30 protein-coding genes and 1 pseudogene are annotated in these 26,447 nt (G+C 59.3%); 12 read left to right on the plus strand and 19 right to left on the minus strand.

Annotation, left to right across the window (positions count from 1 at the left end):
* Positions 1-250 precede the first annotated feature (250 nt).
* The 4 genes from C6V82_RS03890 (at position 251) to C6V82_RS03905 (ending at position 7,304) form a co-directional block, all read left to right on the plus strand.
* A complete protein-coding gene (locus C6V82_RS03890; protein WP_102589549.1) occupies positions 251-1,723 on the plus strand; it encodes a TolC family outer membrane protein in 1,473 nt (490 codons plus the stop codon).
* A 146-nt stretch (positions 1,724-1,869) separates the two neighbouring features.
* Positions 1,870-3,168, plus strand: coding sequence for an efflux RND transporter periplasmic adaptor subunit (locus tag C6V82_RS03895; RefSeq protein ID WP_102589550.1), 1,299 nt, complete (start codon positions 1,870-1,872; stop codon positions 3,166-3,168).
* Positions 3,165-6,356 carry an efflux RND transporter permease subunit gene (locus tag C6V82_RS03900; protein WP_102589551.1) on the plus strand — a complete coding sequence of 1,064 codons (3,192 nt, stop codon included), beginning with the start codon at positions 3,165-3,167 and terminating at the stop codon, positions 6,354-6,356. Before C6V82_RS03895 ends, C6V82_RS03900 begins: the two co-directional genes overlap by 4 nt.
* Before the next feature lie 246 nt (positions 6,357-6,602).
* Entirely contained in the window at positions 6,603-7,304 is a 702-nt protein-coding gene (locus tag C6V82_RS03905; protein WP_102589552.1) for a hypothetical protein, read from the plus strand.
* A gap of 42 nt (positions 7,305-7,346) precedes the next feature.
* Here the strand turns inward: C6V82_RS03905 and C6V82_RS03910 are convergent, their stop codons facing one another.
* A complete protein-coding gene (locus tag C6V82_RS03910) occupies positions 7,347-7,958 on the minus strand; it encodes a TetR family transcriptional regulator (RefSeq protein WP_102589553.1) in 612 nt (203 codons plus the stop codon).
* A gap of 191 nt (positions 7,959-8,149) precedes the next feature.
* On the opposite strand from C6V82_RS03910, the gene C6V82_RS03915 reads away from it, so the two are divergent.
* Positions 8,150-9,184 carry a succinylglutamate desuccinylase/aspartoacylase family protein gene (locus C6V82_RS03915; RefSeq protein WP_102589554.1) on the plus strand — a complete coding sequence of 345 codons (1,035 nt, stop codon included), beginning with the start codon at positions 8,150-8,152 and terminating at the stop codon, positions 9,182-9,184.
* A 30-nt stretch (positions 9,185-9,214) separates the two neighbouring features.
* Here C6V82_RS03915 and dusA read toward each other — a convergent pair whose 3' ends face one another.
* The gene (gene dusA, locus C6V82_RS03920) at positions 9,215-10,228 is read right to left on the minus strand and encodes a tRNA dihydrouridine(20/20a) synthase DusA (RefSeq protein WP_268248425.1); all 1,014 of its coding nucleotides are present in this window, start codon (positions 10,226-10,228) and stop codon (positions 9,215-9,217) included.
* Positions 10,229-10,407: 179 nt separating this feature from the next.
* Between dusA and C6V82_RS03925 the strand changes: the two genes are divergently transcribed.
* Positions 10,408-11,430 carry a site-specific integrase gene (locus tag C6V82_RS03925; protein WP_102589556.1) on the plus strand — a complete coding sequence of 341 codons (1,023 nt, stop codon included), beginning with the start codon at positions 10,408-10,410 and terminating at the stop codon, positions 11,428-11,430.
* Positions 11,431-11,434: 4 nt separating this feature from the next.
* Here the strand turns inward: C6V82_RS03925 and C6V82_RS03930 are convergent, their stop codons facing one another.
* The 10 genes from C6V82_RS03930 to C6V82_RS03975 are packed head-to-tail and all read right to left on the minus strand — an operon-like array spanning position 11,435 to position 16,632.
* Positions 11,435-11,692, minus strand: coding sequence for a pyocin activator PrtN family protein (locus tag C6V82_RS03930; protein WP_102589557.1), 258 nt, complete (start codon positions 11,690-11,692; stop codon positions 11,435-11,437).
* Positions 11,689-11,982, minus strand: a complete 294-nt coding sequence (locus C6V82_RS03935) for a hypothetical protein (protein ID WP_102589558.1) — start codon at positions 11,980-11,982, stop codon at positions 11,689-11,691. Before C6V82_RS03935 ends, C6V82_RS03930 begins: the two co-directional genes overlap by 4 nt.
* Positions 11,972-12,199 carry a TraR/DksA family transcriptional regulator gene (locus C6V82_RS03940; protein ID WP_102589559.1) on the minus strand — a complete coding sequence of 76 codons (228 nt, stop codon included), beginning with the start codon at positions 12,197-12,199 and terminating at the stop codon, positions 11,972-11,974. Before C6V82_RS03940 ends, C6V82_RS03935 begins: the two co-directional genes overlap by 11 nt.
* Entirely contained in the window at positions 12,192-12,551 is a 360-nt protein-coding gene (locus C6V82_RS03945) for a hypothetical protein (protein WP_146009695.1), read from the minus strand. The genes C6V82_RS03940 and C6V82_RS03945 overlap by 8 nt, the downstream gene beginning before the upstream one ends.
* Positions 12,548-15,229 (minus strand): toprim domain-containing protein, encoded by a 2,682-nt coding sequence (locus C6V82_RS03950; RefSeq protein WP_102589561.1) that lies wholly within the window; start codon positions 15,227-15,229, stop codon positions 12,548-12,550. The genes C6V82_RS03945 and C6V82_RS03950 overlap by 4 nt, the downstream gene beginning before the upstream one ends.
* Before the next feature lie 36 nt (positions 15,230-15,265).
* A complete protein-coding gene (locus C6V82_RS03955; RefSeq protein ID WP_102589562.1) occupies positions 15,266-15,688 on the minus strand; it encodes a hypothetical protein in 423 nt (140 codons plus the stop codon).
* Between the two features lie 14 nt (positions 15,689-15,702).
* Positions 15,703-15,942, minus strand: coding sequence for an ogr/Delta-like zinc finger family protein (locus C6V82_RS03960; protein WP_102589563.1), 240 nt, complete (start codon positions 15,940-15,942; stop codon positions 15,703-15,705).
* On the minus strand, positions 15,939-16,127 hold the full coding sequence (locus C6V82_RS03965) for a hypothetical protein (RefSeq protein WP_102589564.1): 189 nt from the start codon (positions 16,125-16,127) through the stop codon (positions 15,939-15,941). Before C6V82_RS03965 ends, C6V82_RS03960 begins: the two co-directional genes overlap by 4 nt.
* A gap of 36 nt (positions 16,128-16,163) precedes the next feature.
* A complete protein-coding gene (locus C6V82_RS03970; RefSeq protein WP_102589565.1) occupies positions 16,164-16,367 on the minus strand; it encodes a hypothetical protein in 204 nt (67 codons plus the stop codon).
* A 49-nt stretch (positions 16,368-16,416) separates the two neighbouring features.
* Positions 16,417-16,632 (minus strand): hypothetical protein, encoded by a 216-nt coding sequence (locus tag C6V82_RS03975; protein ID WP_102589566.1) that lies wholly within the window; start codon positions 16,630-16,632, stop codon positions 16,417-16,419.
* A 55-nt stretch (positions 16,633-16,687) separates the two neighbouring features.
* Here C6V82_RS03975 and C6V82_RS18410 point away from each other — a divergent pair.
* The 5 genes and pseudogenes from C6V82_RS18410 to C6V82_RS03995 form a co-directional block, all read left to right on the plus strand.
* Positions 16,688-16,858 (plus strand): annotated as a pseudogene (locus C6V82_RS18410) (helix-turn-helix domain-containing protein); the annotation flags it as partial.
* A gap of 141 nt (positions 16,859-16,999) precedes the next feature.
* Positions 17,000-17,413, plus strand: coding sequence for a S24 family peptidase (locus tag C6V82_RS18265; RefSeq protein ID WP_102589567.1), 414 nt, complete (start codon positions 17,000-17,002; stop codon positions 17,411-17,413).
* Between the two features lie 185 nt (positions 17,414-17,598).
* Positions 17,599-18,393: a hypothetical protein gene (locus tag C6V82_RS03985; RefSeq protein ID WP_146009696.1), complete on the plus strand. Its 795-nt coding sequence runs from the start codon at positions 17,599-17,601 to the stop codon at positions 18,391-18,393.
* Entirely contained in the window at positions 18,378-18,908 is a 531-nt protein-coding gene (locus C6V82_RS03990) for a hypothetical protein (RefSeq protein WP_107164715.1), read from the plus strand. The genes C6V82_RS03985 and C6V82_RS03990 overlap by 16 nt, the downstream gene beginning before the upstream one ends.
* A gap of 10 nt (positions 18,909-18,918) precedes the next feature.
* A complete protein-coding gene (locus C6V82_RS03995; RefSeq protein WP_102589570.1) occupies positions 18,919-19,578 on the plus strand; it encodes an SOS response-associated peptidase in 660 nt (219 codons plus the stop codon).
* Between the two features lie 5 nt (positions 19,579-19,583).
* Here the strand turns inward: C6V82_RS03995 and C6V82_RS04000 are convergent, their stop codons facing one another.
* The 3 genes from C6V82_RS04000 to C6V82_RS04010 form a co-directional block, all read right to left on the minus strand.
* A complete protein-coding gene (locus C6V82_RS04000) occupies positions 19,584-19,781 on the minus strand; it encodes a hypothetical protein (RefSeq protein ID WP_102589571.1) in 198 nt (65 codons plus the stop codon).
* Between the two features lie 66 nt (positions 19,782-19,847).
* Complete coding sequence (locus C6V82_RS04005; RefSeq protein ID WP_102589572.1) at positions 19,848-21,128, minus strand: Y-family DNA polymerase; 1,281 nt, start codon at positions 21,126-21,128, stop codon at positions 19,848-19,850.
* Positions 21,125-21,565: a LexA family protein gene (locus C6V82_RS04010; protein WP_102589573.1), complete on the minus strand. Its 441-nt coding sequence runs from the start codon at positions 21,563-21,565 to the stop codon at positions 21,125-21,127. The genes C6V82_RS04005 and C6V82_RS04010 overlap by 4 nt, the downstream gene beginning before the upstream one ends.
* A 154-nt stretch (positions 21,566-21,719) precedes the next feature.
* Here C6V82_RS04010 and C6V82_RS04015 point away from each other — a divergent pair, with 154 nt between their 5' ends.
* A complete protein-coding gene (locus C6V82_RS04015) occupies positions 21,720-22,070 on the plus strand; it encodes a LexA family transcriptional regulator (protein ID WP_102589574.1) in 351 nt (116 codons plus the stop codon).
* A 168-nt stretch (positions 22,071-22,238) separates the two neighbouring features.
* On the opposite strand, the gene C6V82_RS04020 is transcribed toward C6V82_RS04015, so the two are convergent.
* Genes C6V82_RS04020 through C6V82_RS04035 form a run of 4 tightly spaced genes read right to left on the minus strand, consistent with a single transcriptional unit; the run spans position 22,239 to position 26,324 of the window.
* Entirely contained in the window at positions 22,239-23,228 is a 990-nt protein-coding gene (locus C6V82_RS04020; RefSeq protein WP_102589575.1) for a DUF4365 domain-containing protein, read from the minus strand.
* Between the two features lie 9 nt (positions 23,229-23,237).
* Positions 23,238-23,669: a very short patch repair endonuclease gene (locus C6V82_RS04025; RefSeq protein ID WP_102589576.1), complete on the minus strand. Its 432-nt coding sequence runs from the start codon at positions 23,667-23,669 to the stop codon at positions 23,238-23,240.
* Positions 23,670-23,722: 53 nt separating this feature from the next.
* Positions 23,723-24,850: a protein NO VEIN domain-containing protein gene (locus C6V82_RS04030; RefSeq protein ID WP_102589577.1), complete on the minus strand. Its 1,128-nt coding sequence runs from the start codon at positions 24,848-24,850 to the stop codon at positions 23,723-23,725.
* Positions 24,810-26,324 carry a DNA cytosine methyltransferase gene (locus tag C6V82_RS04035; protein ID WP_102589578.1) on the minus strand — a complete coding sequence of 505 codons (1,515 nt, stop codon included), beginning with the start codon at positions 26,322-26,324 and terminating at the stop codon, positions 24,810-24,812. The genes C6V82_RS04030 and C6V82_RS04035 overlap by 41 nt, the downstream gene beginning before the upstream one ends.
* Between the last annotated feature and the right edge of the window lie 123 nt (positions 26,325-26,447).

The following is a 26,447-nucleotide window of genomic DNA, read 5'->3' on the forward strand; positions in this document are numbered from 1 at the left end:
CTTTACAGACATTGCACAGAAATTATTTTCTGTCTAAAGTTGTGCTTGTGAAGCGGCGCCAATCCCCCCACTGCGTCGCTTCTGCTTGAAATGAACTGTCCCTCGTTTCAAGTCCCGTCTGTACCAACCCTGAATTGTCGCCCTCGTCATCGAGGGCTTTTTTTTTAAGCGACATGGCAAGTGGCATCGCACTTAAAACATGCGAGAATGTATGTAAAGCTGAATCGTAACCCAGATCGAGGATGACCCGATGACTGTTCCCGCCCCTTACACTTCTCCGGCTGGTGCCAAGGCTGGGCGCCTGGCCAGGGCCGCTCTTGCCACGGCGCTGGTCTCGTCATCGTTGAGCACATCGCTTTATGCGGCTGATCTGATGACCATCACCCAGGATGCGCTGGGCAATAATGCTGAACTCGCCTCGGCGCGCGCCCAATCGGGCAGCGTAGAAGCCGGGCGGGAGATCGAGCAGGGCAACTTGCTGCCGCAGGTTGGCGCGACCGGCAACCTGGCCTACAACCAACAGTTCGAAGGCCAGACCGGGAGTTTCAGCCAGGGCGGGCAAGCCGCGGGTGGCAGTAATGATGATAGCTTCACCAGCATGAGCCTTGGCCTTGAAGCCACCCAGGCACTCTATGATGAACGCAACCGCCGTGAAGTGACGCGCGCCGAGCGTGAGATCGACCAGCAGACGTATCGCCTGGCAGCCACCGAACAGCAGGTATTGATCGATGTTGCCACTGCCTACTTCGAGATTCTGCGTGCCTATGAGGTACTGGAAGCGAGGCGTGCCCAGGAACGTGCCATCGGCCGCCAGCTCGAGCAGGCGACCGAACAGTTCGAGGTCGGGCTGATCGCGATCACCGAAGTGGAGGAAGCGCGGGCGAGTGTCGACCAGTCGCGCGCCGAGCGCATCGCCGCGGAGAGCAACCTGCAAGTCAGCTTCGAGGCTCTCGAGCGCCTGACCGGACAGCGCTATTCACAGATCGAGGCACTCGGTGATGACATGCCGATTCAACCGCCGAGCCCCGCCAGTCGCGACCATTGGGTCGAGCAGGCCATGGAGAACAATCCGCTGATACTGGCAAGCCTTGCGGGTGTCGAGGTATCGCGTAGTGGGGTGGACATCTCACGTGCCGGTCGCCTGCCCACGGTGAATGCGTTTGCCAATTATCAGTTCGCCGACAGTGACCGTAGCGGGCTTTCAGGACACGATTCTTCCGCTCAAGTGGGGATCGGGGTGGATCTGCCGCTCTACACCGGTGGCAGCACCCAGGCGAGCATTCGCCAGAACACCTACCTGCTGGAAGCCAGCCAGTATGATTTCGAGGCCCAGCGGCGTGACACCATCCAGCAGGTGCGTTCTCTCTATACCCAGGTGAGCAATGACGTGGCAACCGTAGAGGCGCGCGCCCAGGCCATCGTGTCCAACCAGAGCGCCCTGGATGCCACTCGCGCCGGTTACGAGGTTGGCACGCGTAACATCGTTGATGTGCTCAACGCCGAGCAGAACCTGTACAACGCAATCGCCGACCATGCCAGCGCCCGCTACGACTATGTGATCAACCTGCTCAGCTTGCGGCAACAATCCGGTGTCCTCGATGAGGCAGCGATCGAAGAGGTCAACGCCTGGCTCGAAGGGGATAGCGTTTCGTTCACGCTGCCCGATAGTGCCGACGGCGACAGTGCAGTGATGGACATCGGTCAACCACCCAGCCGTGAATGAATGGGGAAGGGGCGATGATCCTCGGGTAACAACCCCATCGGGTCACTGACAGGAATGGTTTTAAAATATACAGACGTGAATGTATAATTCCCGGCCTCGATGCATTCAACGGGAACGACAGAACTATTAATGGGAACAACAGAACCATGAAAAGCAAGTTCCGCAGTGGCCGGATGATCCTTGTGGCGCTGGCCTCCGGCTTGCTGGTGGCGGCCTGTGGCCAAGGCCAGGAAGAGACCCCGCAGCAAGCCGCCGATGAACAAGCTCCGCCCCCCCGTGCGGTGGAAGTGATGGAGATGGCAAAGCAGGACATCGATCTGGAAAAGTCCTATCCATCGCTTCTGCGCAGTGACGACGAGGTGACTCTGGTGGCGCGGGTGACCGGGTTCCTTGAGGCCCGGCATTTCGAGCCAGGCGAGCTGGTGGAAGCGGGGCAGAAGCTCTATACCATCGAGCCGGACCTCTATCAGTCGGCGGTCAACCAGCGTGAAGCGGACTTGCAAAGTGCGCGTGCCGAGTTGTCACGTGCCCAGCGAGACGCGCAGCGTTTCGAGCAGTTGCTCAGCCAGAACTCGGTGAGCCGCCAGCAGTATGACCAGGCGCGTGCCGAACTGGCCGTTGCCCAGGCGAGCGTGGCACAGGCCGAAGCGGCGCTGGCGAGCGCTCGTATCGACCTGGACTATTCCGAAGTCGTGGCGCCCGTTTCGGGCATGATCGGGCTTTCGCGGATCAATGTCGGCAACCTGGTCGGTTCTGGTACCGAGCTTGCTACCATTACCCCGCTCGATCCGCTGGAAGTGCGTTTCCAGCTTCCCCAGCGTGATGCCTTCGAACTCCGCCGGCAGCTCGATGGTCAGTCGCCGAGCGAACTGGTGGCCACCCTGCGCATCCCGGCCCTCGAGGGCAGTGATGATGCTCGCCTAGAGGGCCACCTGAACTTCCTCGGCTCGCGGGTCGATGCTGCCACCAGTACCGTTCAGGCCAGCGCGCGCTTCGAGAACCCCCGGGCGAGCGTACTGCCAGGGCAGTTCGTGCGTGTCAGCATCGAGGGCCTGAAGCGCTTCGATGTGCTGGCGGTACCGGAGATTGCTCTCACCCAAGGACTGATGGGCCCACAGGTGTTCGTGCTCGATGACGATAACAAGGCGCGTGCTCGCACCATCGACCTGGGTGAAGTGGCAGGCCCTTGGCAGATCATCCGTGATGGTATCGAGCCCGGCGAGCGAGTGATCGTCGGTGACCCCGCCGGCATACAGCCGGGCACCGCCATCGACCCCCAGCCGTTTGCCGGTGATGCCGACGAGCTTGTCGAGGAAGTCGAGGCCGAGGAGCGTGAGGCCGAAGAGGAAGCCGAAGAGCAGGCTGCCAGCACCATGCAAGCCGAAGCGGGAGGCGCTGAGGGTGGTGATGAGGAAGGCGCCGGTGGTGAGGAAGACGCGCGATGAATTTTTCGAATTTCTTCATCAAGCGTCCGATCTTCGCCACGGTGCTGGCGATCATCCTCACGGTGGTGGGGGTGGTCAGCATGCGTGCGCTGCCCATCGAGCAGTACCCCAGCGTGGTCCCCCCGACGGTGTCGGTGAGCGCCCAGTTCCCCGGTGCCGATGCCGAGACCGTGGCTCAGACGGTAGCCGCTCCGCTTGCCGAGGCGATCAACGGGGTCGAGAACATGCTCTACATGAGCTCGACCAGTGGCGACAACGGCTCCATGAGTCTCAGCGTGGCCTTCGACATCGGCACCAGTGGCGACATCAACACCATCAACGTCAACAATCGGGTGCAGGGAGCGCTTTCGCAACTGCCCGAGGCGGTACAGTCGCAGGGCGTGTCTGTCGAGCTGCGCTCCGACTCGATCCTGATGCTGGTAGCGCTGATCTCGCCGGAGGGCGACTACAACAATGTGTTCATGCAGAATTACGCCACGCTGAACATTCTCGATGAACTTCGCCAGGTGCGGGGGGTGGGCGAAGCCGAGGTGCTGGGTGGCGGTGAGTTCGCCATGCGGATCTGGATGGACCCGGACAAGCTTGCCCAGTACGACCTGACGCCGACCGAGGTCGCCTCGGCCATCCGCGCCCAGAATACCGAAGTACCGGCGGGTAACCTCGCGGCTACCCCGCAGAGCGAGCCGCGGGCCTTCAGCTATACCATTACCGCCGGCGGTCGACTCAACGATGTCGATGACTTCCGTGACATCTTTCTGAGAACCAACCCCGATGGGTCGTCGCTACGCCTCGATGATGTGGCGCGTATCGAGCTCGGGGCGTCGTTCTACGGGGTGGAGGCGCGCCTCAATGGCGCCACGATGACGCCGATCATCATCAATCAGCAGCCTGGTGCCAACGCCCTGGAAACCGCCGATGCGGTCCATTCCACCATGCAGGGGCTGGCTGACCGCTTCCCACCGGGGCTTGAATACGTGGTGCCCTATGACACCACGCTGTTCATCGATTCGTCGGTGAACACGGTGACCAAGGTATTCATCGAGGCCTTCCTGATCGTCGGTGTGATCCTGTTCATCTTCCTGCAGAACTGGCGCTTCACGGTGATCGCCATGTCGGTGGTACCGGTCTCGGTGTTGGCCACGTTCGCCGGTTTTTTCATGTTTGGCTTTTCGATCAACCTGCTGACGCTGTTCGCGCTGGTGCTGTCGATCGGCATCGTGGTGGATGACGCGATACTGGTGGTGGAGAACGTCGAGCGCGTGCTCAGCGAAGACGAGGACATCAGCGTCCTGCAGGCGACCATTCGTGCCATGCGGGAAGTGGGTGGACCGGTCATCGCCACCTCGTTGATCATGGCGGCGGTGTTCGTGCCGGTGGCGTTTCTGGGCGGTTTCACCGGGCAGATCTACCAGCAGTTCGCACTCACCGTGGCGATATCGGTGGCCTTCTCGGCACTCATGGCGTTGACCTTCACGCCGGCGCTTTCGGCGATCTTCATCAAGCACAAGCCGAAGCAGGGCCAGTCGACGTTGGGACGAGCGCTCAGCACGCCGCTCAGGCTGTTCGATCGGCTGTTCGCGGGAATCACCGCCGCCTACATGTGGGTGGTGAAGGTGCTGGTGCGTTTCTGGGGGCTTGCGCTGCTGCTCACCGTGGCGGTCGGCGCCGGCTCCTGGTGGCTCTACCAGAATACGCCGTCGACCCTGGTGCCCGAGACCGACCAGGGCGTTGTGCTTGCCAGTATCTCGCTACCTGATTCGGCGTCGCTCGATCGTACCAGTGACTATATGGGCAAGCTCAGCGAGAAGATCGAGGCGATTGATGGCGTGCGCTACTCCTCGGCCGTGGCGGGCTACGATATCTTGTCGGGCGCGGTGAACTCGGCACGCGGCATCATGTTCATCAACATGGACCCGTGGGATGAGCGCGAGCTGACCGCCGATGGTTTGGTGGGTCGCATCATGCAGCTTGGCGCGCAGACCGAGGGTGGCTCGGCGATGGCCTTCAACGTGCCGCCGATCATGGGGCTTTCGACCACCGGCGGCTTCACCGGTTATCTGCAGTCGTTTGAGGGCGCATCGCCCCAGGAGCTCTATCAGGCCTCCTTGAAGGTGATGCAGGCGGCCAATGAGCATCCTGTGCTAAATCAGGTATTCACCACCTTCAACGTCAATGTGCCGGGCTATCGAGCCGAGATCGATCAGCAGAAGGCGTTGAGTTATGGGGTGGCGCTGCAGGATCTCAACGCGACCCTGTCGAATACCTTCGGTACTGGCTTCGTCAACTTCTTCAGCTACCAGAATCGCAATTTCCAGGTCTATCTGCAGAACGAGGACGAGTTCCGCAAGACGCCGGACGATATCAGCAGCGTTTATGTGCGCGGCGGCAATGGCGAGCGAATTCCGCTCTCGGAGTTCGTGACCCTGGAGCGCCAGGCCAAGCCGGCGGTGGTGTCGCGGTTCGGCGTCTATCTGGGTGCACAGTTCCAGGGCGGCCCGGCACCTGGCTACAGCTCGGTGCAGGCCATCGAGACCATGGAAGAGATTGTCGCTGAGACCCTGGGTGGCAACTGGGGCATGGGCTGGACCGGTACCGCGTACCAGGAGAGCAACATGGGCAGCACCGCGGCACTGGCGATCATCTTTGGCCTGCTGATGGTGTTCCTGATCCTGGCGGCGCAGTACGAGAGCTGGTCGTTGCCATTGGCGGTGCTGACGGCCACGCCATTCGCCTTCCTGGGCGGTATTGGCGGTATCGTCATGCGCGGGCTCGATACCAGTGTCTACGTGCAGATCGGTATGCTGGTGGTGGTGGGGCTTGCCGCCAAGAACGCCATCCTGATCGTCGAGTTCGCCGAATTGCAGCGCAAGGAACTGGGCAAGTCGATTCGCGAGGCGGCGATCAGTGCTGCGGAATTGCGTTTCCGGCCTATCGTGATGACCTCGCTGGCGTTCATCTTCGGCACCCTGCCGTTGGCGTTGGCCACTGGCGCCAGTGACACCAGCAGTCACCACATCGGCACCACCGTGGCGGTGGGCATGGGCTCGGTTGCGGTGCTTGGAAGCTTCTTCATCCCGACCTTCTACGCGATGATTGCGACAGTCTCCGACTGGTTGCGGCGCAAGACACGGGGCCAGGAGGAACACGCGGGGGAAGGAAAGCCGGCGCTCTCCCACGACGCTGAGTAAGCGTCCCGGCATGACCTGCCAGACGGGCATCACCCCAAGGGTGGTGCCCGTTTTTGTTTTGGTGGGAATAGAAAACGGACACAGGGAGGCAGGAGGAAGGCGACTGTTGGGTGAATGACCCATCGATTGGGTAGGTGGGGTTGGGGCAGGGCGTTAGGAGCGGGGCGTAGGCGTGGTCTACGCTTAAGGTACACTTCCTGAACATCCGCCTGGCCCCATGGCCGCAAGCGGGGAAAGGAGCACGCCATGCCTGCCATCAGCTCTATCGCGCTAAGCTTTCCGGTGGTTCTCTTCAGCTTGTTGCTGCCACTCATGCTGTTGTATTGGCTGCTGGTGGCGCTTCGTCTGGCGCCGCTCGAACTCTTCGAACACGACAGCCTCAAGGGTGACCATCTATCCAGCACCATGGTATCGCTGGGCTTTGCCGGTGTTCCGGTATCCGTAGCGCTGAGCATGTTGCTGGTGTTGGCGGGAGCGGTGACTCTAGCCATTGAAATGCTGGTGTTGCGCTGGCTGCCGCTGGGCCTGTTCCGAATACCTGTCGGGGTGGCCGTGTTGTGGCTGGCGTTCGTACTGGCGCAACCGCTGGCGGCGGCGTTGTGTCATCGCCTGCATGGCTGGTTTCATCGCCACCCGGCCACCAGCCGTCGTTGCCTGCTGGGAGAGAGAGTGCTGGTTACTGAAGGAGCATCGGAGGACGAGCTGGTCTGTGCAGTACTGGTCGATGATCCGGATTGCCTGGTGCGCCTGCATGGCAAGGCGGGAACCATGCCCGCCGAGGGAGACACGCGCGTGCTGGTCAAGTACCTGGCGGATGAAGACGCCTATCGGAGTGTGGCGGCACAGGACTACGAAGATGCCAGAAGCAGGCTCTCTCGCTTGCGTCTGCAGGCCAAGCGAGAGGCGACTGAGCGGAGTGGTCGATCAAGCGTGGCAACGACCCACTGACAGGTCGAAGGCTTACCGATAAACGCGGGGCTGGCCGAAGACTCAGGCCCGCATGAGCGATAGCTGGGCGTCGACCAGCGCGGTGCCGCGCTCGATCAGCGAGAAGCGCTGATGATTGCGCAGCCAGTCGTGAAAAAGGCCGCCCAGCATCGACTGGAACAGCCCTGCGGCGATTTCAGATGAGAGCCCCTGTCGCAGCAGGCCCATGTCAGCGGCATGGGCGAAGTAACCGGTCAGTGCTACCAGGGTTTCCTCCGCTATCTCGTTCTGCATGGCCAATGGGTCGATATCACCGAACACTTCGCAATGATGAATGAGGATTGCGTGAACGCGCTGATAGCGAGGCTGCTCGAGGCGTGAAAATCCTTGTCGACAGGCCTCGCGGATGGCGGATAGCGGGTCGTTGGCAAGACCGCTGTTATTGGCTTCCTCGGCGAGTTCCTCAAAGGGCATGCGAACCCTTAGCAGCATGGCCTGGAAGAGATCGCACTTGTTCTTGAAGTGCCAGTAGACCGCACCACGTGTCATGCCGGCGTGACGCGCGATCTGCTCCAGCGACGTGCGTGCTACGCCCTTTTCGAGGAAGATGTCCTCCGCGGCATCGAGCAGCGCTTCCCGCGTGGCAGCCGCCTCGGCTTTGGTCTTTCTGGCCATTCAGCGGTGATTCCCATCGAATGCGTGTTCAGGACATTCTACCCCAGGCAATCAAAAGAATACATACACGAGTGTATGGAAAGTGCCCCGATACGTGCTGACTCGCGGGTGGCTCGCGGTTGGCTCGCAAGCAGGGGCGACTCGGGGTATAAACATGGCTTGGGTATTTCATCAAAAGGACAACACCGCTCATGGCGAGAGCTCCCTTCGAACTTGCCGGCGTGCGCGTCGCACCCGGTTCCCGCACCCAGATCGATGTGCCGGTAGCCAAGCTGTATACCCATGCGCCACTCTATATTCCCGTGGAGGTCGTGCACGGTCGCCAGTCCGGCCCGGTGCTGCTGGTGTGTGGTGGCATCCATGGCGACGAGATCAATGGCGTCGAGATCGTTCGGCGGCTGCTGCGCTCCCGGCAATTGCAGGGTGTGCGCGGTACGCTGATCGCCGCGCCGATCGTCAATGTCTTTGGCTTCGTTCAGCACACCCGTTACCTGCCGGATCGTCGCGATCTCAATCGCTGCTTCCCGGGAAGTGAGATGGGCTCGCTGGGTGGGCGTGTCGCTGCGCTGTTTCGCGAACAGATCGTCGATCATGCCACTCACATCATCGACCTGCACACCGGCGCGATTCATCGTACCAACCTGCCACAGATCCGCGCCCAGCTGAGCCCCGGCAGCGAGACCGAGCGCATGGCCAATGCCTTCGGGGCGCCGGTGATCCTCAATGCCGAGCTGCGCGAGGGTAGCCTGCGCCACTATGCCCAGAATCGAGGCATTCCCGTGCTCACCTACGAGGCGGGGGAGGCGTTGCGCTTCGATGAATGGGCGATCACCCCTGGGGTGCGCGGCGTGCTGCGGGTGATGCGCCGGCTAGGCATGCTGACCGGCGAACATCGCCGTCGCCAACCCCCGGCGGCCGAGCTTGCCAACGGTTCCAGTTGGGCACGTGCTCCTATCGACGGCATCCTGCGTCCCCAGGTGCGCCTTGGCGCGCGGGTCGCCAAGGGAGAGCTGCTTGGCAAGGTGGCGGACCCGTTCGGCAACGACGAAGGGGAAGTAACGTCGATGGCCGACGGTATCGTGATCGGCATGAGTCGCTTGCCGCTAGCCAATGAAGGTGAGGCGCTGTTTCATATTGCCCGCTTCGATGCCATCGAAGAGGCGGAAAGCGCTATCGAGGACTTCCACTCCAGCCTGGAACCACCGCCCGCGGATGCGCTGTACTGAGAATGTCGGGCTACCGAAAGCGCCAGGACGTCAGGCGACGCTTTCTGGTTCGCGCTCCGGCACTAGACTGAGCGCATCATCGAACACCCGCAGGCAGGCGCCGTCCAGGTGGCCATTCTCGGAGAGGTGACGGCGGAATCGGCGTCCGCCCGGCTGGCCCTGGAACAGGCCGAGCAGATGACGGGTAATGTGGTTGAGCTTGGCGCCTTCCTCCAGCCGCCGGGCGATATAGGGGCGGAAAGCTCGTGCTGCCGCGTGGCGGCTACTGGCCGGGCCAGGCGTCCCAAACAGCGCTTCATCCACGCCAGCCAGCAGCCACGGGTTCTGATAGGCTTCGCGGCCCACCATGACGCTGTCGACGTGCTGAAGCTGCGAGCGACACGCCTCCAGGCTCTTGATCCCGCCGTTGATACCGATATGCAGTTCCGGTCGGCTCTGCTTCAAGCGATGTACGCGAGGATAGTTCAGCGGGGGGATATCGCGGTTCTCCTTGGGGGAGAGGCCCTGCAGCCATGCCTTGCGGGCATGCACGATGAACACCTCGCAGCCGGCGTCGGCGACCTGCGCGATAAAGCGCGTAAGGTCGGCGTCCTCATCCTGGTCGTCGATACCGATGCGACATTTCACCGTTACCGGAATCGACACCGCATCGCGCATGGCGCGCACGCCCGCCGCCACCTTCTCCGGGTGAGCCATCAGGCACGCGCCGATCAGGTTGTTCTGCACCCGGTCGCTTGGGCAGCCGACATTCAGATTCACCTCATCAAAGCCCCACGCCTCGGCAATCACCGCGCACTCGGCCAGCTCGACCGGGTCGCTACCCCCAAGCTGCAGCGCCAACGGGTGCTCCACTTCATCAAAGCCCAGGAAGCGTTCACGCGGCGTGCCGTGCAGAATCGCCCCGGTCGTCACCATCTCGGTATACAGCAACGCCTGGTGGCTGAGGGTACGGGCGAACGCGCGGAAATCGCGGGTCGTCCAGTCCATCATAGGCGCTACTGAGAACGTCCTATCCAGCTCGGGGCGTGCAGTGTCAGTATCCATGCGGGTTGTGTCTGTTGCCTTATCTGTCATGACTGTACTTGTTTACAGTGGTTGATCCCAGTTATTAGCCATCTGGTGGTACATTTTTGGCACTTGGTACGACGGCGATTTGGTACATCGGAGGGATACGCGTGGCGACGATCAGGAAGCGTCGAAAAAAGGACGGCAGTTTCTCATACATGGCGCAGATTCGCATCGCTCGCCGTGGGCAACCAGACTACTCCGAGTCGCGGACGTTCCCGAGGAAGGCGATGGCCGAGGAATGGTCCAAGCGCCGCGAGCTCGAGCTCAATACCCCAGGTGGGATCCTCTCGGCTCAGTGGAGGGGCATCACACTGCAAAACGCCATGGATCGCTACCTGCATGAGTTCGCCCAGGATGCCGGGCGTTCCAAACGGGCGACGATCGAGCAGCTTCAGCGTTTCCCAATTGCCAGGGTACAAATCACGGCACTGACCAGCCAGCAGATCATCGAGCACGCCGTGATGCGGCGGAACAGTGGCATTCTGCCGGCGACCATCAACCAGGACATAGTGTGGCTGGGCATCATCCTCAAGACAGCCGTGGCTGCCTGGAAGACACCTGTCGATCTGGCCGAGTTCGAGGCGGCAAAGCTGCTGTTGAAATCGAAGGGCCTGATCGGCAAATCCAAGTCGCGCGATCGCCGGCCGAGTGCAGAGGAGATCGAACGGATCCGCGCCTACTTCCAGCGCTCCCAGCGGATCCGGCCAAGTGCGATCATTCCCATGGAAGACATCATGGGCTTCGCCATCGCGACATCGAGGCGACAGGAGGAGATCACGCGGCTGCTGTGGTCGGACCTGGACGAGAAGTCGATGACCTGCTGGGTACGTGATGCCAAGCACCCCCGGCAGAAGTGGGGCAATCACAAGCGATTCAAGCTTAGCCACGAGGCCATGGCCATCATCCGCCGGCAGCCGCGCGCCCAGGGCGAGGAGCGGATATTTCCCTACCATGGCAAGTCGATCGGTACCCGCTGGCGAGCCGCTTGTGCCGCCTGCGGAATTGAGGATCTTCGCTTTCACGACCTTCGCCATGAGGCGACGTCGCAACTGTTCGAGGCGGGGTACGAGATTGTGGAGGTGCAGCAGTTCACGCTGCATGAAAGCTGGGATGTACTGAAGCGGTACACGCATTTGCGCCCGGAGAAGCTGGCTCTACGCCAGGCACCGGGCGCTTGAGGCTTCACTCATTCACTCGTTGCCAGAGATCACGCGCCTCGGCCCGCTTCTCATCGATGTACTGTGCCAGATCCACGGCGCTGACCAGCCACGGGGATTTCTGCGAGTCGCCGGCCCGGTACACCGGTACCGGCAGTGCCTGGGCGCCGGCGCGAATACTGGCGGTGCGGGCGTTCAGGCCGAAGTAGCGCGGGGCGACTTCCTCGAGGGGGATCTCGGCGCGGCCGTCGAATTCAGCAAGTAGTCCGAAGTAGGTGTTCATGGCTGGGCTCCTTGGCGAGTTTTCCAGTGGGTAAAGCGCTGGCGGATAGTTCGAAACATGGCGGCAGCTTGGGGGTTGTGATCCAGTTCGGCGCGGCTTTCGACCCGGCAAGCGGCGCATAGCCATTCGCGGGCGTCCTGTTCGCTGTGGGTGCCGTCGGGCAGCTGGCTGGCAGCCAACCCGAGTTTGTGGCGCTTGCGCCTGTCGAGATAAAGCCGAAAGGCGGGGTTCCGGCAGAGCATTGCCGCTGAGCGCGCCAACTGGCCCCCCTTGATTGCGTCAGCGCACATGCTTCCCCCTACGTTCACGAAGGCTCTGGCATGCCACGCAGGTGGTGGCCCAGGGCGCGACCTGACGGCGAGCGGCAGGTATCTCGTCGCCACACTCCTCGCAATCTGAATCCGGGTGCGTGGCCAGATCGCCCTCGGGCCAGCGAGGCCGGTTGGCCAGGGCGCCCTCGAGGCGTTGCTCCATCAGTTCGGTTGCGATATCGGCATTATCAGCCATGTTGTGCGTTCCTTGCGTTGTGGGTGTGAGGTACCTGCTGTGCGGATGCGCAGGGCAGGCGAGCGAGTTCGATGCCGAGCTTGGACGCGATGTGATCGAGCCCCGCATCGGTGAATTCGGAGCGGCCGTAGTGGGTCCAGCCGCAGATCGGGTGCCAATAGGTACCGGTGGCCACGATCACCAGGTTCACCCGGCCCCGGTATCGGCCGGCGGGCAGGTTGTCGGTGCCGAGCACACCCGCCTCGCGCAGGCGGCGGGCCAGGGAGTTGCGGCCCAGGTTCAGCAGGGCAGCGGCCTGGTCGAGGGTATAGGTGGCGTGCATGGTGGCCTCCTGGTCTCTTGGCTGGCTCATGTGGCGAAGATCCAGCACTTCACGCTCGAATTGTTCAGACGCACGCGCGAGCGCACGGTACGGTTGGCGTCGATGAACTTGCGGGTCTTGCTTCCTTTCAAGTAGCGCTTCAGTTCGCGGATCTCAGGCACGCGCAACTTGTACTCGGCGCAGGCGCGCTCGAAGTCCTTCAGGTTGATGGCGATTTCCTTGGCATCGTCGCCGTAGTGGTTGAGCACGGCTTCGCTTCGAAGCCCTTCGATGTACTCGAACGCCTCCCAGAACTCAGCGACCAGCGGGTGGTCGGCATTGATGGTTTGCTGGCGTTCGCGGGCCATCTGCCACACCAGCCCGGCAGCCTGATCGATCACCTGGGCGGAGTAGAGGCCAAGGCCCTCCGGCCCCAGGCAATCCAGCAGTGCCATCAGTTGGCCGTGGCACTTGGCGATCCGCAGCACCTTCACGTCCGGGTCTTCGGCCAGGTGGTTGGCATACTCACGGGCACGGGGAGTGATCAGCTCGAGCAATGCCGCCTCGCGGCTTGCGACTTCCAGGGCGAACTGGCTGACGTGCTCGAGGTCGGCTTTTTCCAGTGCCTCGGCCAGCTCCTTGGTCTGCCGGCTTTGGCCCTCGCGGGTGAACATCAGGTGGCAGATACGGGTCTGGATCGCCTCGCCTGCCTGAACGGCGGCGTTCTGGCTGATCACGATGCTGCCGCGAAAGGGCGGTTCGTAGGTGTCGTTGCCGCTGTTCTTCACGCCTCGCGCGCGGATCGAACGGCCGTTGAAGGCGGTCTTCAACTCGTCCCAGTCGAACTGCTTCTGCTTGGCGCCACCTTCCTGCTCGCGGTCGGATTCGATCAGCACCACAGGCAGGTTCGAGACCTGGGCGAAGTTCCGCGAGCGTGCCGGCATGGTGGCCTTGGAAGGGTCGAAGCCTTCATAGTCACGCCGGCCCACCAGCTTCCACAGGAACTCGATCAATGTGGACTTCCCCGCACCGGCCTCGCCGACGATCTCCAGGAATGGAAAGCTGCCCATTGCCTCGCGGATCTGTTCCGCCAGCAGGCTGCCCATCCAGTAGGCCAGGGCCACGACTCCCTTGGTGCCAAAGGCGCCGAGCAGCTGGCTCGTCCAGTCGGTGTGGTAGGCCTTGCGGTCAGGGTTCAAGTGCAGAGTGACCGATTGGCTCAGGGTCTTGAGCTGCTTGCGGTGGCCAAGCTCGAAGAAATCCTCGCTATTGATCGTGTGCAGCTTGCCGCCGGCCACCGCCAGATCCCCGAACACATAGGCGGCGTGCTCCTTGCTGTAGCCGATGAAATCGATGGTCTCGACCGTCTTGATGTTGCCGATTTGATCCTGCAGCAGGGTGTCCAACTGCTGGCTTGTACCCGTCCATACCGCGCCGGGGGCCACGCCCAGCAAGCGCTTCTTGTACTCGCTGGCACTGGCCAACTGGCCGCCGCTGAAGGTGTTCTTCACCGGCGCGCGGCCATCCGGAAACTCGATCCGGTAGTAGTACCAACTCTCGTCTGTGACCGTATTGGCTTGGTAGTAAAGTGCGGTGGGGTAGCAGGTGCAGATCCGTTTGACGCTGCCGGCCTGTTCCAGGGCGGCATCGCGCATGGCGGGGTCGAGCTGCTGTTGATCGATGCCATCCGCACCCTCGGCGCGCATGGCACGGTCGAAAGCATCCACATCGAGTTTCCACCACCACACCTGGCGCTTGTGCTCGTACCAGAACTCGCGGCGCTCACTGCGCTTGTAGATGATCAGCGCCTTGGCCATGGCACTGGGTGCGAGCAGCAGATCGCCGTGGTAGCGATAGTGCTCGAGGTGCTTCTCAGTGAGCTCGCCACGCTGGTGGCAATCGTTCCAATCGTGCTTGCCGCCGCCGGGAATCTGCGCGGCGCGGCACTCCCAGCCGGCGGCGCGTGCCCGTTTCGTGTGCTTCTCGGTAGCGCTCTGGCCGGCGCGGTTGCCATCCAGCGCCCATACCAGAGCGGGGCGGCTGGTACCGGCCTGATGCGCGGCATCGGCCAACGCTTCGAGCGCATTCTCGGGGTAGTTGCCGCAGCTCATTGCCGACACGGCCGCGATACCGTGGTGGTAGAGGGCGATGGCATCGAAGATGCCCTCGACGATCCACACCTCGCCCGCCTCGACCAGGTCGGCCAGCGAGAACACCGGCGGGCACCACCATTGACCCTTGTAGCGGCCCACGAAGTTGGCCTTCTGCTTGCCGAAGCGTTCCGGCTTATCGAGTAGACGCTCCCAGTACCCGCCTCCCGGCAGGGCGAAACGCACGGTGGCCGTGCCGCCCACATCCTGCCGCCAGTAGCTCTCCTGGGTGTACCAGCCCTGTATGCGCGAAAGCTCGAAGCCGCGACCGTCACGCAGGTAGCCATCCGCCACCGGGGTGGCACTGGTGGGCGTCTCGTGCGGCTGTCGATCGGCGCTCGGTGCGTAGCGCTCCGACCAGCTAGAGAAGCATTCAGGGAATAGCTCCTTCACGTGGATCTGGCTACCGCAGTTGTTCTCGCGGCCGCACTTCAGCATCCACGGCGCCTCGGTGGCGATGTACGCCTCACGCTTGCCGCAGTCCGGGCAGCGCACCTTCTGCAGGTACGTGCCACGCTCCTGGGCGTCGTAGTCGCGCAATAAACGCGCGAGGATGTCCTGGCGCAGCGATGGGTTCACGCTGTGCCTCCTTATTCCGTGGAGTGGAAGAACGGGTTAGCGCGAGCGTTCCGGCTCGATCAGCACAGGCGTGCGGGTGGTGCTGTTGACGACGCGGGCGCGTCCCTCATCACGAGCGCGTTCCAGCACATGAACGAGGTCGTCGGCGGTGAAGGCCACCGCGCGGCCGCCCATGGTGCGCAGCACCACCACGTGGGCGGTGGTGGCATCGGCATCGATATGCGCCACCTGGCTGACACTCGAGGTCTCGGCATAAGCCTGGATTGCGGCAATTTCGGCCGCGCGCTCGGGCAAGTCCAACTCACTCATCAGAAACACGGTCAGCTGCTCGATGGCGGTAACGCGATCCAGTGCGTGGCCATGGCGGAACATCCAGCCGATGGCGACGTTCTGCGGGTCCAACTGATGGACATGTGGGCGGGCACGATGGGTGGCATTGATTGGCGTCACGTTGGTCATTGTGTCGTTATCCTTCAGCATTCATTGAGCTGCTCGAGCAGCACCCGGCGCGAGACCCGATCGACAGGAATGCGCACATCGGTAGCGGGGATTCGGCTTGGCGAGGTAGTGGTAGCGAACTCGACCAGCAACTTGCCGCCCCAGCCGCAGGCGGGGTTGGTGCACTGGGCGTAAACCTCGTAGAACACGGGGGTAGGGCGCTTGCTTGTGCGCGTGATGGCGCGTTCGTCGCAGTGGGGGCAGGTAATCCTCACCGGCGATCTCCTTTTACGTCATAAAGCGCGCGGCCGCGGCCGGTGAGGCCCTGGGCGCCGCGCCGGATACGGCGGCGCAGCAGCCATTCGGCCGCCTGCTCGCGGGTTTCCAGGCCCTGCTGTTCGCACACGGCGTCAAGTACCGCTTTCGCCTGCTGGTCGAGCTCCATCGGTTGTTCGGGCATGGCTACCTCGGATGCACGGTGGATGTAGGGGTCCGTTCAGCCGGCCCGTTCAGCGAGGCTATCGGTGAGACCGGCGGGGTCGACGCCCAGCACGTCCCGCGCTTCCTTCATCAGCATCTGACGCATCACCTCGGCCTTGGGTACGCCCAGGTAATTGGCCAGCGCGGTAATCACGTCGCTCTCGTACTGGTCGAGGTAGACGGTTGCCTTGGTGCGAACACGTTTGGAGTCCTGGTACATGGCGGGTGTCCTTGTGAGGCTTATGCAGCAGGTCAGGGTGACCGAACGATCAGGATTGGCTGGCCGCTTCGGTGTCGGCTTCGTAGTGCTGGATGCCAAGCAGGATCAGCATGCGGATGGTGGCGGAAAGCGAGCGCATCTCCAGCTGGGCGATGCCCTCGAGCTTGGAACGCTCGGTATCGGTGACCTGAGTCATCACCGGGCGGTTACACCCTCGCGGGGAGCGGGCCGCAACGTCGGCTTGCATGGTCTCGGCGGTTTCCATGGGGTAGGCTTCCTAAAGGTTGTCTAAGACTGCGATTCGATAATGGTTCACGTATGTGAACCTTGTCAAGTGGAGTGGTGCAAATTTGAAAACCACAGGCGAGAGGCTCAAGGCAGAGCGGGAGCGCTTGGGCTTGAGTCAGACAGCGTTAGCCCAAGTAGGTGGAGTCGGCAAAACTACGCAAATCAACTACGAGAAAGATGCTAGGAACCCTGATTCTGCCTACCTTTCAGCGCTGGATGGTGTGGGTGTGGACGTCCAGTACGTCCTCACAGGACGAACATCGCTCCCAGTTGAAGGTGCCCACCACGGTGAGCAGGCTTGCGGTTCACAAACGTTGACATCTTTTGGCGTGCCCGCTGCTGCTATGGCAGAGGTGAAGCTCTACGACATCGAGGCCGCCGCCGGCGATGGCCGATCGCTGGAGCAGGAAAACGTCGAGAGCACGCTCTATTTCCCCACTGACCAGCTCGCCGCCCAGGGCCTCGATCCGGCCCAGGTGGTCGGCATCAAGGTGCGGGGCGACTCGATGGACGGCACCCTCGCCGATGGCGACTGGGTGCTGGTGGACCGCAGCCGGCGCGAACCGAAACCGGAAGGGGTGTTTCTGCTGTTGGTGCACGGCGAGCGGCGCATCAAGCGTGTACAGCGGGTGGCCGGCGGCGCCTGGCTGCTGATCAGTGACAACGAGCATTACCAGCCCGAGATGATCAAGCCCGAAGAGCTGAAGGACGTGGAGATCCTGGGGCGGTGTGAAATTCGGATTGGGCGGGTTAGTTAAAATAAATATTTGCAAGGGAACAGTATGCATTCAGTTTCACTTTATCACCTTAGAGCGTTTAATCCGCATAAAAAATATAGCGATATCCGCATAAAAAATATAGCGATGATTCGCATTATGCTCCGTTAGACGATATTAATGGAAAAGATCTTATTGATATATTTAGAAGATATGTTGACCCTCTTGTGAGACAGAGCTTTGAAAAGTTTGAAAGTGATAAATCCGTGCTTTCATTTAAGCCGTACAATGTAAGCTCTCATGGGCGCTGTATTTGGGGCGTGGTTAATACTGGGAATTATGGTGTCAAAGGCTATATTAGAGATGCGAGCACAGGGGATTTGAAGTACAGCAAAAGTCCGAATGATGCCGATATTAAGGAGCGGTTCTTTCTTCTTTTTTCGCCCTCTGGTAAAAACGAAGCTATTGTGGTCCTTCACGGTATAAATGGAGATGGTATTAAAACTCTTCTCCACAAGGCGTTGGGTGAGTTTTTTAAAAAAGAGACTTCCCTGACCCTCCAGTTTAATCCTGTTACTTATGAAAAGGCTGTGCAGCAATGGATGCAGGCTGAGGTTAAGGAAGTAAGAGCTGTTGGTTTTTCGCCGTTTTCTGACAGGGCTGACGAGTTAAAAGGTATGGGGCACAAGCAGGCTGTCCTTGTATTGAAGCCTAAGAGGAAAGAATCCTTTGGACTCTTGGAAAGATTTAAAAAAGGCAGTAGGACTGACGCTGTGGAATTCCTAGAGTCACACTGCCAGGACCTTAAGGCTGTCGTTGAGCTCGAAGGAAAGAAACGCGTTTTTAGGATTGGCGGCACTAGAGAAAATCCAGTATTCAAGCTAGACTTGGATGACTGTGTTACGGTCAGTGACGGAGTTCCGGACTTTGAGGAAATGTATGATTGGGTTGTCGAAGTTGTAAATGAGCTTTGTCAGAAAGTTTATCCCGGTCAAAAGGTTGAGCTATGTCCAGCAAGATAAATGTTACTTATATAATAAAGCAGCATTTTAATACCTTGCGGGATGCCTCCAATAACAAGGTGTCTTTCAAGGATGTTTTTGTTTTTTTGATTTTGCCATTACTCCTTTCTTCTCTTGTTTTTTTTGGAGATGGTTTGTCTAAGGAAATGTTTTCCTTGGCTGTTAACTTTGGGGCTATTTCTACCGCGCTCTTGATGAGTGTTCTGGTGTTGGTGTATGACCAAGAGGCAAAAATAAAATACAATATAGAGGTTTATCCAGAAAGGTATGATGGCTATCGAGCCAGGCTCTCTGTCCTTCGAGAGCTTTATCAAAATATTTGCTACACGATAGTGGTTTCAATATTGCTTGTTATGTTTTCAGTGATCGGCATGTCAGTGCTTGGAAATTGCGTTAATGTTTTTTTTAACCTTGTTTTTTTTGTGTCTTCTTTTTTGGTGGTTTTTATGTTTTCAAATATTGTAATTACCATGCTTATGGTAATTAAAAGGTTTCATGCACTTTTAACGCATTGATCCTACACCTATGTGCGGACGCTTCGCCCTCTATAGTCCATACCCCAAGCTCTCCGAGTCTCTGCGCTTGCCGCTGGATGAGACAGGAGAGCTGGCGACACGCTACAACGTGGCGCCGGGCACCTGGATCACTGCGGTTCGTCATCCCAACGATGAGGCGCCGCTGGTGATGGATGAGGTGTGGTGGGGCTACCGGCCACACTGGGCGGGGGGGAAGGCACCGCAGCCGATCAATGCCACCGTGGAGAAGGTGGCCACGTCGCGCTATTTCAAAGGGGCGTTTGCCCATCACCGCTGCCTGGTGCCGGCGGATGGATGGTACGAGTGGTTGCCGGTGGATGGGCACAAACAGCCACACTACCTGACACGTGCCGATGGCGAGCCGTTATGGTTTGCCGGGATCTGGGCCGAGCGTGCCGACGGGAAACCCGGCTGCGCGATCCTGACCGAGCCGGCGCGTGGTGTCGCCAAGGAGATCCACTCACGCATGCCGTTGGCACTGGATGCCGATAGCCTCGAGCCGTGGCTTGATCCACACCTGACCGACCGCGAGACGATACGCCAGGTGGTTCATCACCTGGATGCCGAGTTGATCACTCACTGGCCGGTCAGTCGGGCTGTGAACAAGCCTGCGGAAGGCCAAGGTAGCGAGCTGATAAATCCCGCCTGAAAGTGTTACTTCTTTTTCTTCATGAAAGGAAAGACTTTACCCATTGCATCAGCGAGAACTTGGTCAAGCGGTTTATGATTCAGGCTCACAGCGGCTCTCGCTGCGGTATATGTCCCTTTGTATTCCTTAGCGATTTCGCTATCAGTCATGCTGTCAGGTAGCTGCTCTTTTTCCCGGATTGCATCAATTACGGCTTTGTCCATCTCGCCCTCCATTAGGGTCACTTGCTGTCGAGCATAGTGCAGAACCGCCCTGGTCGGGGCAGATCATTAACCCATTGGCACGGCGGGCAGCTCGTTCCACCTCGTCGTCCATCGCGGTGTGCGGTGGGCGCAACGCAAGTGCCAGGCGGCGCCGGGCGTGGGACGGCCAAGGGTGACGGTACCACGCCCCATCTTCTGATTGATTTCGTCCAGGGCTGCCATCAATTGGTGGCTCTTGTCGCGTTGGGACGCTCGCTCGGGCGTGTCGAGCAGTGAGAGCTGCTGCCGGTTGGCGTCGACCAGGTCGAGCAGCATCACACCGGCCTTCATGAATCGGTACCCGGGCCGGTAGATGGCGTATAGGGCCTGGCTCGCGGCGTGGAGGATCTGCCGGCTGTCGTTGGTGGGCTCGGGCAGTTCGACGATGGCGCTGGGGGAGTATTGCGGTAAGTCCAGCCGGTGCCGATTGGTCTTGAGGAACACGTAGACGGCGCGGGCATGGCTGTCCTGGGCGCGGAGTTTCTCGGCGCTGCGTTGGGCATGCTGGCGGATGGCGGCCTGTATTTCGCCCGGTTCGCCGGTGAGGCGACCGAAGGAACGCGAGGTCATGATGCGGTCACGTGGACGGTCGGCGTCGTTGAGCTCGATGCAGGGCGTGCCCTGCAGCTCGCGCACGGTGCGCTCGAGGGTGACGGAGAAACGCCGACGGATGGCCTTGGGGTCGGCTTGCCGCAGATCCCAGGCCGTCTCGATGCCCTGCACGGCTAACCGCTCGACAAGCCGACGCCCGACACCCCATACATCGCCGAGCTCGATGCGTTGCAATAGTTCGCGGCTCTCGGTGCTATCGGCGTGCAGTACGCAGGTGCCACCGTAGGCGGGGATCTTCTTTGCTGCGCGGTTGGCCAGCTTGGCCAGTGTGCGGGTGGGAGCCACGCCCACGCACACGGGGATACCGGTGAACTGGCGCACCTTGTGGTGCAGGGTACGGCTGAGGGCGAGCGTGGTGGCTGCGTCAAAGCCATCGAAGCTCACGAACATCTCGTCGATGGAGTAGGGCTCTACCCCGGCGGAGAACTCCTCGAGGACCTCTCGCACCCTGGCCGACATGTCGCCGTACAGTTCGTAGTTGGACGAGAGCAGGTGGACCTGCCCCTGACGCACCAGGTGCTGCAGTTCAAAAGCGGGGGTACCCATCTCCACGCCCAAGGCCTTGAGCTCATTTGAGCGGGCGATCACGCAGCCGTCGTTGTTGGACATCACGCCCACCGGCACGCCGACCAGCCGAGGTTGAAACACCCGCTCGCAGCTGACGTAGAAGTTGTTGCAGTCCACTAGCCCGATCATACGGCGTACTCGTGTATGACCGAGCGCACCACGCCCCACACCTGGCAATCCAGGTCATTGAGGGAGATTGGTGCATAGCCGGGATTGCCGGAGCACAGCAGTGGCCGTCCATGGCGTTTCTCGTAGCGCTTCACGATCACTTCACCGTCGACCAGGGCGACGAGGATGTGGCCGGGACGCGGATCAATGGAGCGATCGACCACCAAGGTGTCACCATCCTGGATGCCGAAGCCGACCATGCTGTCGCCCTTCACGCTCATGAAGAAGGTGGATGACGGGCGCTTCACCAGCCGCTCGTTGAGATCCAGGGTGCGGCCGACGTAGTCCTCGGCAGGCGAGGGGAAGCCGGAGATACCGGCGCGTATGGTGGTGAGGGGGAAAGGTAGTGGCCGCAGCGGCGGTGCCGGCAGCGGAAAGTGAATATCGGTATCGCGCATCGGAAAGCCTCTTGTCAAAAACTGGATGCTTGTACAGTATTCTGCATCCGTGCTCTGTAAGGCAAACGCTAATGGAAGGTGTTCGCGGGGTGCCGGTGGCAAGAGCCCGGCATGGCAGGGCTGGTCAATGGCAAAGCAACAAGGATGTGACGATATGCGTGTGAACTACCTGGGGCCGCTGTGTGGGGGCATTTCTCATCCTGCACTGGAAGGCTACGACCTGACGTACTTCACCCCAAGCTGCTACCTGGTGGAGGTCAGCGACGAAGCAGGGGTCGAGGGACCAGTGATCGAGGGCGATGTTCTGGTGGTGGACGAGTCACGTGTTGCCCAACACGCGGATCTCGTGGTGGTGGAGCGCGAAGGCCTGCGGCTGTTCAACAGTCACCGCATCGGCGGGCAGATCCGGTTGATCCCGCCGATGGATCGAAGCGGCTCGTTCCCGGCTCGCCAGAGCGATATTCGTGGCGTGGTGGTTAGACAGGCGAGGCGGTATGGGCTGTAAGGTATTGCAGTCGATACCTGAGATTGATTAAATACTTTCGTGGTGTCTGTCCCGGAGCTCTATGAGAGCCCCTTGGGGTGGCGGCAAGGGCTCCAGCAGCCTGACAACGCTTAGTCTCTCAGGGCTATCACTGTATCAGTGTCCAGCACAGCTGGCGGTGTACAGGCATCACACACCCAGCGAGGCTCTTTTCCCTCTACGCAACTCGTGGACAGAATAAAACCACACCTTGCTTTCACCTGACTGGCCTTCGCTGGTTGGAATGTAGCGCTTCAGAACCACCTGGACAACACTGCTGTCCTTGTGCGTATAGCTTACATTTGCGCGAAGGGCGATGTAGTCAATGACACCACTGATGTTTTTTTCCCTGTCCACGACATTATGAGCTCCTCCCAGACGAAAATACCGAACGCAGGTCTTTATCATTTTTCTGGCGGTGGCGAGTAGTAGCCATGATTGAAAGACCCTTTCCGGAAGCCTTTCCTTTCTTGTAATATGCTTCCAGCCAGTCCTGGTTATCAGAACCGTTCCTATTTCATTTATCGGACTTTTTTCACTTCCATTGCACTCTGACTTCCACTGCTTGTAATACTCCCACACCTGTTGCTTGAAGGCGCCATGTACGTGTCCAATTTTAGGGATCAAGTCTTCCTGCCTATTGAGATGGATGGAATCGAGCCCCTGATATCTTGATTGGTCTCCCGGAAGTCGAAGAAACACCCCTTTTTGCCCTTTGTTGAAAATCTGTGATTTTGGGGCGTGTACGACTGCTTTGTTTGTATTTGAGTATGAGTTTTCATCCTTGAGGTCGATCCACCAGGCCTTATGAGAAATCGGGGATTTTCGGTATATCAGGATGACCTTTCCCGGCATCCTGTTCCAGCGTGGACGGTGTGTCTCTATATAATCTTTCCCAAGTTTTACGCCTACCTTCTCAGGATCTTTCTTTTTGTCGAGGTAGCTCTTTCCACATTTGATCTGAACGTAAATGACGGCTCCGGTAGTGGTGGGCCTGTCATGCCCACGACGCATTATCAGTATCCCGTCTATGCCGTCATCGTTTCTTTGATCGAATTCCTGCCAGTCACACCTCCAGTCAGTGACTACTTCCTGGACTATCCCAATTCCTTTGTCTTCCTGATATTTTGTGGAAATCATCTTCTGACGTTATTTTCCTTTTGTTGATCTAACTCTTGGTGGTGTGGCAGGCCACTCCCCGAAGGTGTCTGTGTTCTTGGTCAATGTTCCAATAGCATCAATTTCGGATAGCTGGTGCTTCAGGCCACATTCCCATATCACCAGAACCCGCCAGCCGGCTTCGATCAGCTCGGCCTGCTGACGTCTGTCTCGTTCAACGTTTCCGATGAGCTTCCTTCGCCAGAAATCCTTGCGGGTGGCCGGAGAGGTAGCATAGAAGCAGCCTTCGTGCCGGTGCCAGAAGCAGCCATGGACGAAGATAACCAAGCGATGCTTCGTAAGAACGAGATCCGGCTTACCGGGCAGGTCCTTCCGGTGAAGCCTGAAGCGAAAACCACAGGCATGAAGATAGCGCCTTACAGCCATTTCAGGATTTGTGTCCTGACCACGGATGCGGCTCATGCAGTATGAGCGTTGAGTGCTGGTCAGGACGTCATGGCTCTTTGTGTTTGTATTCACGCCTGGTCTAAATGGTGATAGAGGTCAATTATTGTTTCATCACTAAAGTGTAGTTCTTCTGGGTTGATGGATATGCTGTCAATCTGTACGCAGTAAGGTGGACTATCAAAATGCTTAAGCAGAGAACGGGCGACATACCTCATGGGACCGGATTGGCGTAATCTGGCAAAGCCATTCTTGACCTCGTATAGACGATAAAGGAAATACTCATCCTTCGAGGTCGCCATTTCCTTGAGCTCAGCAAGTGAAATGTGTAGCTGATTGTGGAATGGTCCGGCGGTGGACTTGGCGTCGATTAGCTGACGTGTTCCTTTCTGCCAGCGGTCGAAGTCAAATGGTGAGATGGCATTTTCATTGGCAACCCAGCGGTAATCTTCAATTTCTCCAGTTTTCTGCTGGTTTGCGAAATACTGATCCAGTATTTCTTCGCCCTGACGTCCGATGCTTTCAGCTGCCTTTTTTGCTTTACGAAGCTCCTCATGCGAAACACCACGAGCCCTCCGGCGATCAAGGAGGCTTTCGATACCGTGAATCCCGCCTTGTGCTGCATCCTCAAGATCAAAGGAGTCGAGTAGATCTTTGATCGGGTGGGTTGCTGGAATAACACCCTGAAGTAATTCCACAATCATTTCGAGTTCTGCCAGGTCCAAACTCACCATACTGGCTTCGCTGTACGATTCAGATAAAGACTCGTGTAGCGCCCTGTCTTCATCGTGCCCCTGAGCCACCAGCGTCATCCGCATGGATGTTGGCCAGGCAGCTCCTATAAACTCGAGGATTGCATAATCACCTGCCTGGAGGCTTGCATACCTCTCTTCGTTTTCCGGTGATGGAATCAGTTTCCCATTGAGTCGCCAGTTCTTGTATGTTCCTCCTTTAATTATCTTCTGGGGCAAAACTTGAGGTGTAGAAGGGCCTGGCCCTAGAATCGTAAGGTTGAGAATAAAGGGCTCCCACTCCCTTTCCTCCGCAACTTCAGTAAGGTTGGGGTAAAATTCACCCTCAATAATATTGCGGTTAATATTTATTGATTTCTGATTTCCGGCATTACCATTGCGAAAATGGTATTCGAATATTGTGAGATCAGACCGCGTCAGTCTCTTCAGCGCGATTTTTCGTGACATTCTCTCGTTTCCCTGTCAGTTGCTGCTTTATTTTATCCGCTAGTGCCTTTGCCATCAGCGGCGGTACCGCGTTGCCGATCTGGCGGAACGCAGGGTTCATGGGCCCCTGAAACACGAATCCATCCGGGAACGATTGAAGCCTTGCCGCTTCCCGTACCGAGATCGTGCGGGACTGCCTGCTGTCATAGTGGATGTGGGAGTAGCTGTCTTTGCCAAGGTGGGCCATCAGAGTTCTGGCAGGCTGGTCTGCCTCCATCTTGCGCCATTTGTTAGGGAACTTGCTCGGGTCATAGGGCGGAATATAGGCCTTCTTTTCTGCCTCGTAGCGATCGGTGCCCACCAGAGGGCGGAAGCCTTCATTCATCTCGATCTGCGATAACCGCTCCTCGAACATCTCGGATGCCAGCTGGTAGGCTTCAGGATACTGATCACCCGGCTGCATTCTGGCGAATATCTTGTAATCGCGTGGTAGATAGCGAATGACATGATCGTAGATGCCTTCCGAGGCTTCGAACTCGGGCCATGAACGCATCTTCTTCTGAAAGTCATTGAGCCGCGCCCCGTCGGGATAATGGACCAGCCTCTCAAACCTTCTGGGGCCTTTACGCAGCTTTTGTTCCGAGTCTTCATTGATGAAAGGAAGATCGGAAAGCGCTTGCACTGCCGTGACAGCGGGTTTCAGACCTTCTTTTTCCGGTTCGGGCGGATCCACGAAGAAACGGGTCTCTCCGTCGAGCAGGTCCGTCTTGACGGTCTTCATCGCCACCTGACGGGAACCGTGATATCCACGCGGCAGGTTGATCCAGTGAGTGGGGGCTGGGAACCATCGCGTTGCATTCAACTCTGTGCGGTAAGCCACAAGGAACATACGCTCTCGCATTTCGGGGACGCCATAGAACACCGCATTCAGCATGGTGTATCGGGCATCGTATCCCAGGTCGCGGAGAGCCTCGCAGACTTCTTCTGCAATGTTGTGTCCGCCGTAGTTCAGCACATCCGGTACGTTCTCCATCAGAATCGCAACAGGCTTCAGCTTGCGGACGTAGTGGAGGTAGCGGAGATACAGGTTGCCGCGAGGGTCGTTGAGGTAGGCTTCAGGGTGCTCGGCCACTTCACGTAGCTTGGCACGTCCGACTCGTGCGAAAGACTGGCAGGGTGGACCGCCAACGACCACGTCCACATGTGACTCGGGATCCCCTCCCAGCCTGAATTCCTTGAGTAGGTCCTCAGGCTCTGTGCTGACGACGTCGCGGGATTGAGCATGGATTTCACGCAGCTCTTCGGGAGCGTCACGATGGAAGTTCAGTGCATGTGAACGTGCTGCTGCAGGATCCAGCTCGACGGCACCGACATTTCTGAAGCCTGCTGCCTGGAACCCCAGTGAAATGCCACCGCAACCCGCAAAGAGGTCAAGCACCCTGGGCTCTTCACCTGCCCGCAGGCGTTCAATTTTCCGCTCAATCGTCGTGCTCATGAAGCTCGCCACCGATCCATTGTCTCTTCTCCTGTCGTGGCTGGGCGCCGCGACCGCAGCTATGCTTGGCCACTGGTTGGGCCATATCAGGGCGATAGTATCACCCTCAGCAAAGCCGGGCAC

The organism is Halomonas urumqiensis (genome assembly GCF_003028575.1).
GTDB classification, from domain to species: domain Bacteria; phylum Pseudomonadota; class Gammaproteobacteria; order Pseudomonadales; family Halomonadaceae; genus Halomonas; species Halomonas urumqiensis.

Bases quoted from the DNA above. Each gene is read 5' to 3' on its own strand.
- C6V82_RS03970 (WP_102589565.1), bottom strand. From the start codon at position 16,367: ATGTACCAGGACTCCAAACGTGTTCGCACCAAGGCAACCGTCTACCTC.
- C6V82_RS03945 (WP_146009695.1), bottom strand. From the start codon at position 12,551: ATGAGCCAGCCAAGAGACCAGGAGGCCACCATGCACGCCACCTATACC.
- C6V82_RS03955 (WP_102589562.1), bottom strand. From the start codon at position 15,688: ATGACCAACGTGACGCCAATCAATGCCACCCATCGTGCCCGCCCACAT.
- C6V82_RS03975 (WP_102589566.1), bottom strand. From the start codon at position 16,632: ATGGAAACCGCCGAGACCATGCAAGCCGACGTTGCGGCCCGCTCCCCG.
- C6V82_RS03900 (WP_102589551.1), top strand. From the start codon at position 3,165: ATGAATTTTTCGAATTTCTTCATCAAGCGTCCGATCTTCGCCACGGTG.
- dusA (WP_268248425.1), bottom strand. From the start codon at position 10,228: ATGGATACTGACACTGCACGCCCCGAGCTGGATAGGACGTTCTCAGTA.
- C6V82_RS04035 (WP_102589578.1), bottom strand. From the start codon at position 26,324: ATGAGCACGACGATTGAGCGGAAAATTGAACGCCTGCGGGCAGGTGAA.
- C6V82_RS03895 (WP_102589550.1), top strand. From the start codon at position 1,870: ATGAAAAGCAAGTTCCGCAGTGGCCGGATGATCCTTGTGGCGCTGGCC.
- C6V82_RS03935 (WP_102589558.1), bottom strand. From the start codon at position 11,982: ATGTGCGCTGACGCAATCAAGGGGGGCCAGTTGGCGCGCTCAGCGGCA.
- C6V82_RS03940 (WP_102589559.1), bottom strand. From the start codon at position 12,199: ATGGCTGATAATGCCGATATCGCAACCGAACTGATGGAGCAACGCCTC.
- C6V82_RS03925 (WP_102589556.1), top strand. From the start codon at position 10,408: ATGGCGCAGATTCGCATCGCTCGCCGTGGGCAACCAGACTACTCCGAG.
- C6V82_RS03965 (WP_102589564.1), bottom strand. From the start codon at position 16,127: ATGCCCGAACAACCGATGGAGCTCGACCAGCAGGCGAAAGCGGTACTT.
- C6V82_RS04010 (WP_102589573.1), bottom strand. From the start codon at position 21,565: ATGCGCGATACCGATATTCACTTTCCGCTGCCGGCACCGCCGCTGCGG.
- C6V82_RS04015 (WP_102589574.1), top strand. From the start codon at position 21,720: ATGCGTGTGAACTACCTGGGGCCGCTGTGTGGGGGCATTTCTCATCCT.
- C6V82_RS04000 (WP_102589571.1), bottom strand. From the start codon at position 19,781: ATGGACAAAGCCGTAATTGATGCAATCCGGGAAAAAGAGCAGCTACCT.
- C6V82_RS04005 (WP_102589572.1), bottom strand. From the start codon at position 21,128: ATGATCGGGCTAGTGGACTGCAACAACTTCTACGTCAGCTGCGAGCGG.
- C6V82_RS04030 (WP_102589577.1), bottom strand. From the start codon at position 24,850: ATGTCACGAAAAATCGCGCTGAAGAGACTGACGCGGTCTGATCTCACA.
- C6V82_RS03930 (WP_102589557.1), bottom strand. From the start codon at position 11,692: ATGAACACCTACTTCGGACTACTTGCTGAATTCGACGGCCGCGCCGAG.
- C6V82_RS03890 (WP_102589549.1), top strand. From the start codon at position 251: ATGACTGTTCCCGCCCCTTACACTTCTCCGGCTGGTGCCAAGGCTGGG.
- C6V82_RS03915 (WP_102589554.1), top strand. From the start codon at position 8,150: ATGGCGAGAGCTCCCTTCGAACTTGCCGGCGTGCGCGTCGCACCCGGT.
- C6V82_RS03905 (WP_102589552.1), top strand. From the start codon at position 6,603: ATGCCTGCCATCAGCTCTATCGCGCTAAGCTTTCCGGTGGTTCTCTTC.
- C6V82_RS03995 (WP_102589570.1), top strand. From the start codon at position 18,919: ATGTGCGGACGCTTCGCCCTCTATAGTCCATACCCCAAGCTCTCCGAG.
- C6V82_RS18265 (WP_102589567.1), top strand. From the start codon at position 17,000: ATGGCAGAGGTGAAGCTCTACGACATCGAGGCCGCCGCCGGCGATGGC.
- C6V82_RS04025 (WP_102589576.1), bottom strand. From the start codon at position 23,669: ATGAGCCGCATCCGTGGTCAGGACACAAATCCTGAAATGGCTGTAAGG.
- C6V82_RS03910 (WP_102589553.1), bottom strand. From the start codon at position 7,958: ATGGCCAGAAAGACCAAAGCCGAGGCGGCTGCCACGCGGGAAGCGCTG.
- C6V82_RS04020 (WP_102589575.1), bottom strand. From the start codon at position 23,228: ATGATTTCCACAAAATATCAGGAAGACAAAGGAATTGGGATAGTCCAG.
- C6V82_RS03990 (WP_107164715.1), top strand. From the start codon at position 18,378: ATGTCCAGCAAGATAAATGTTACTTATATAATAAAGCAGCATTTTAAT.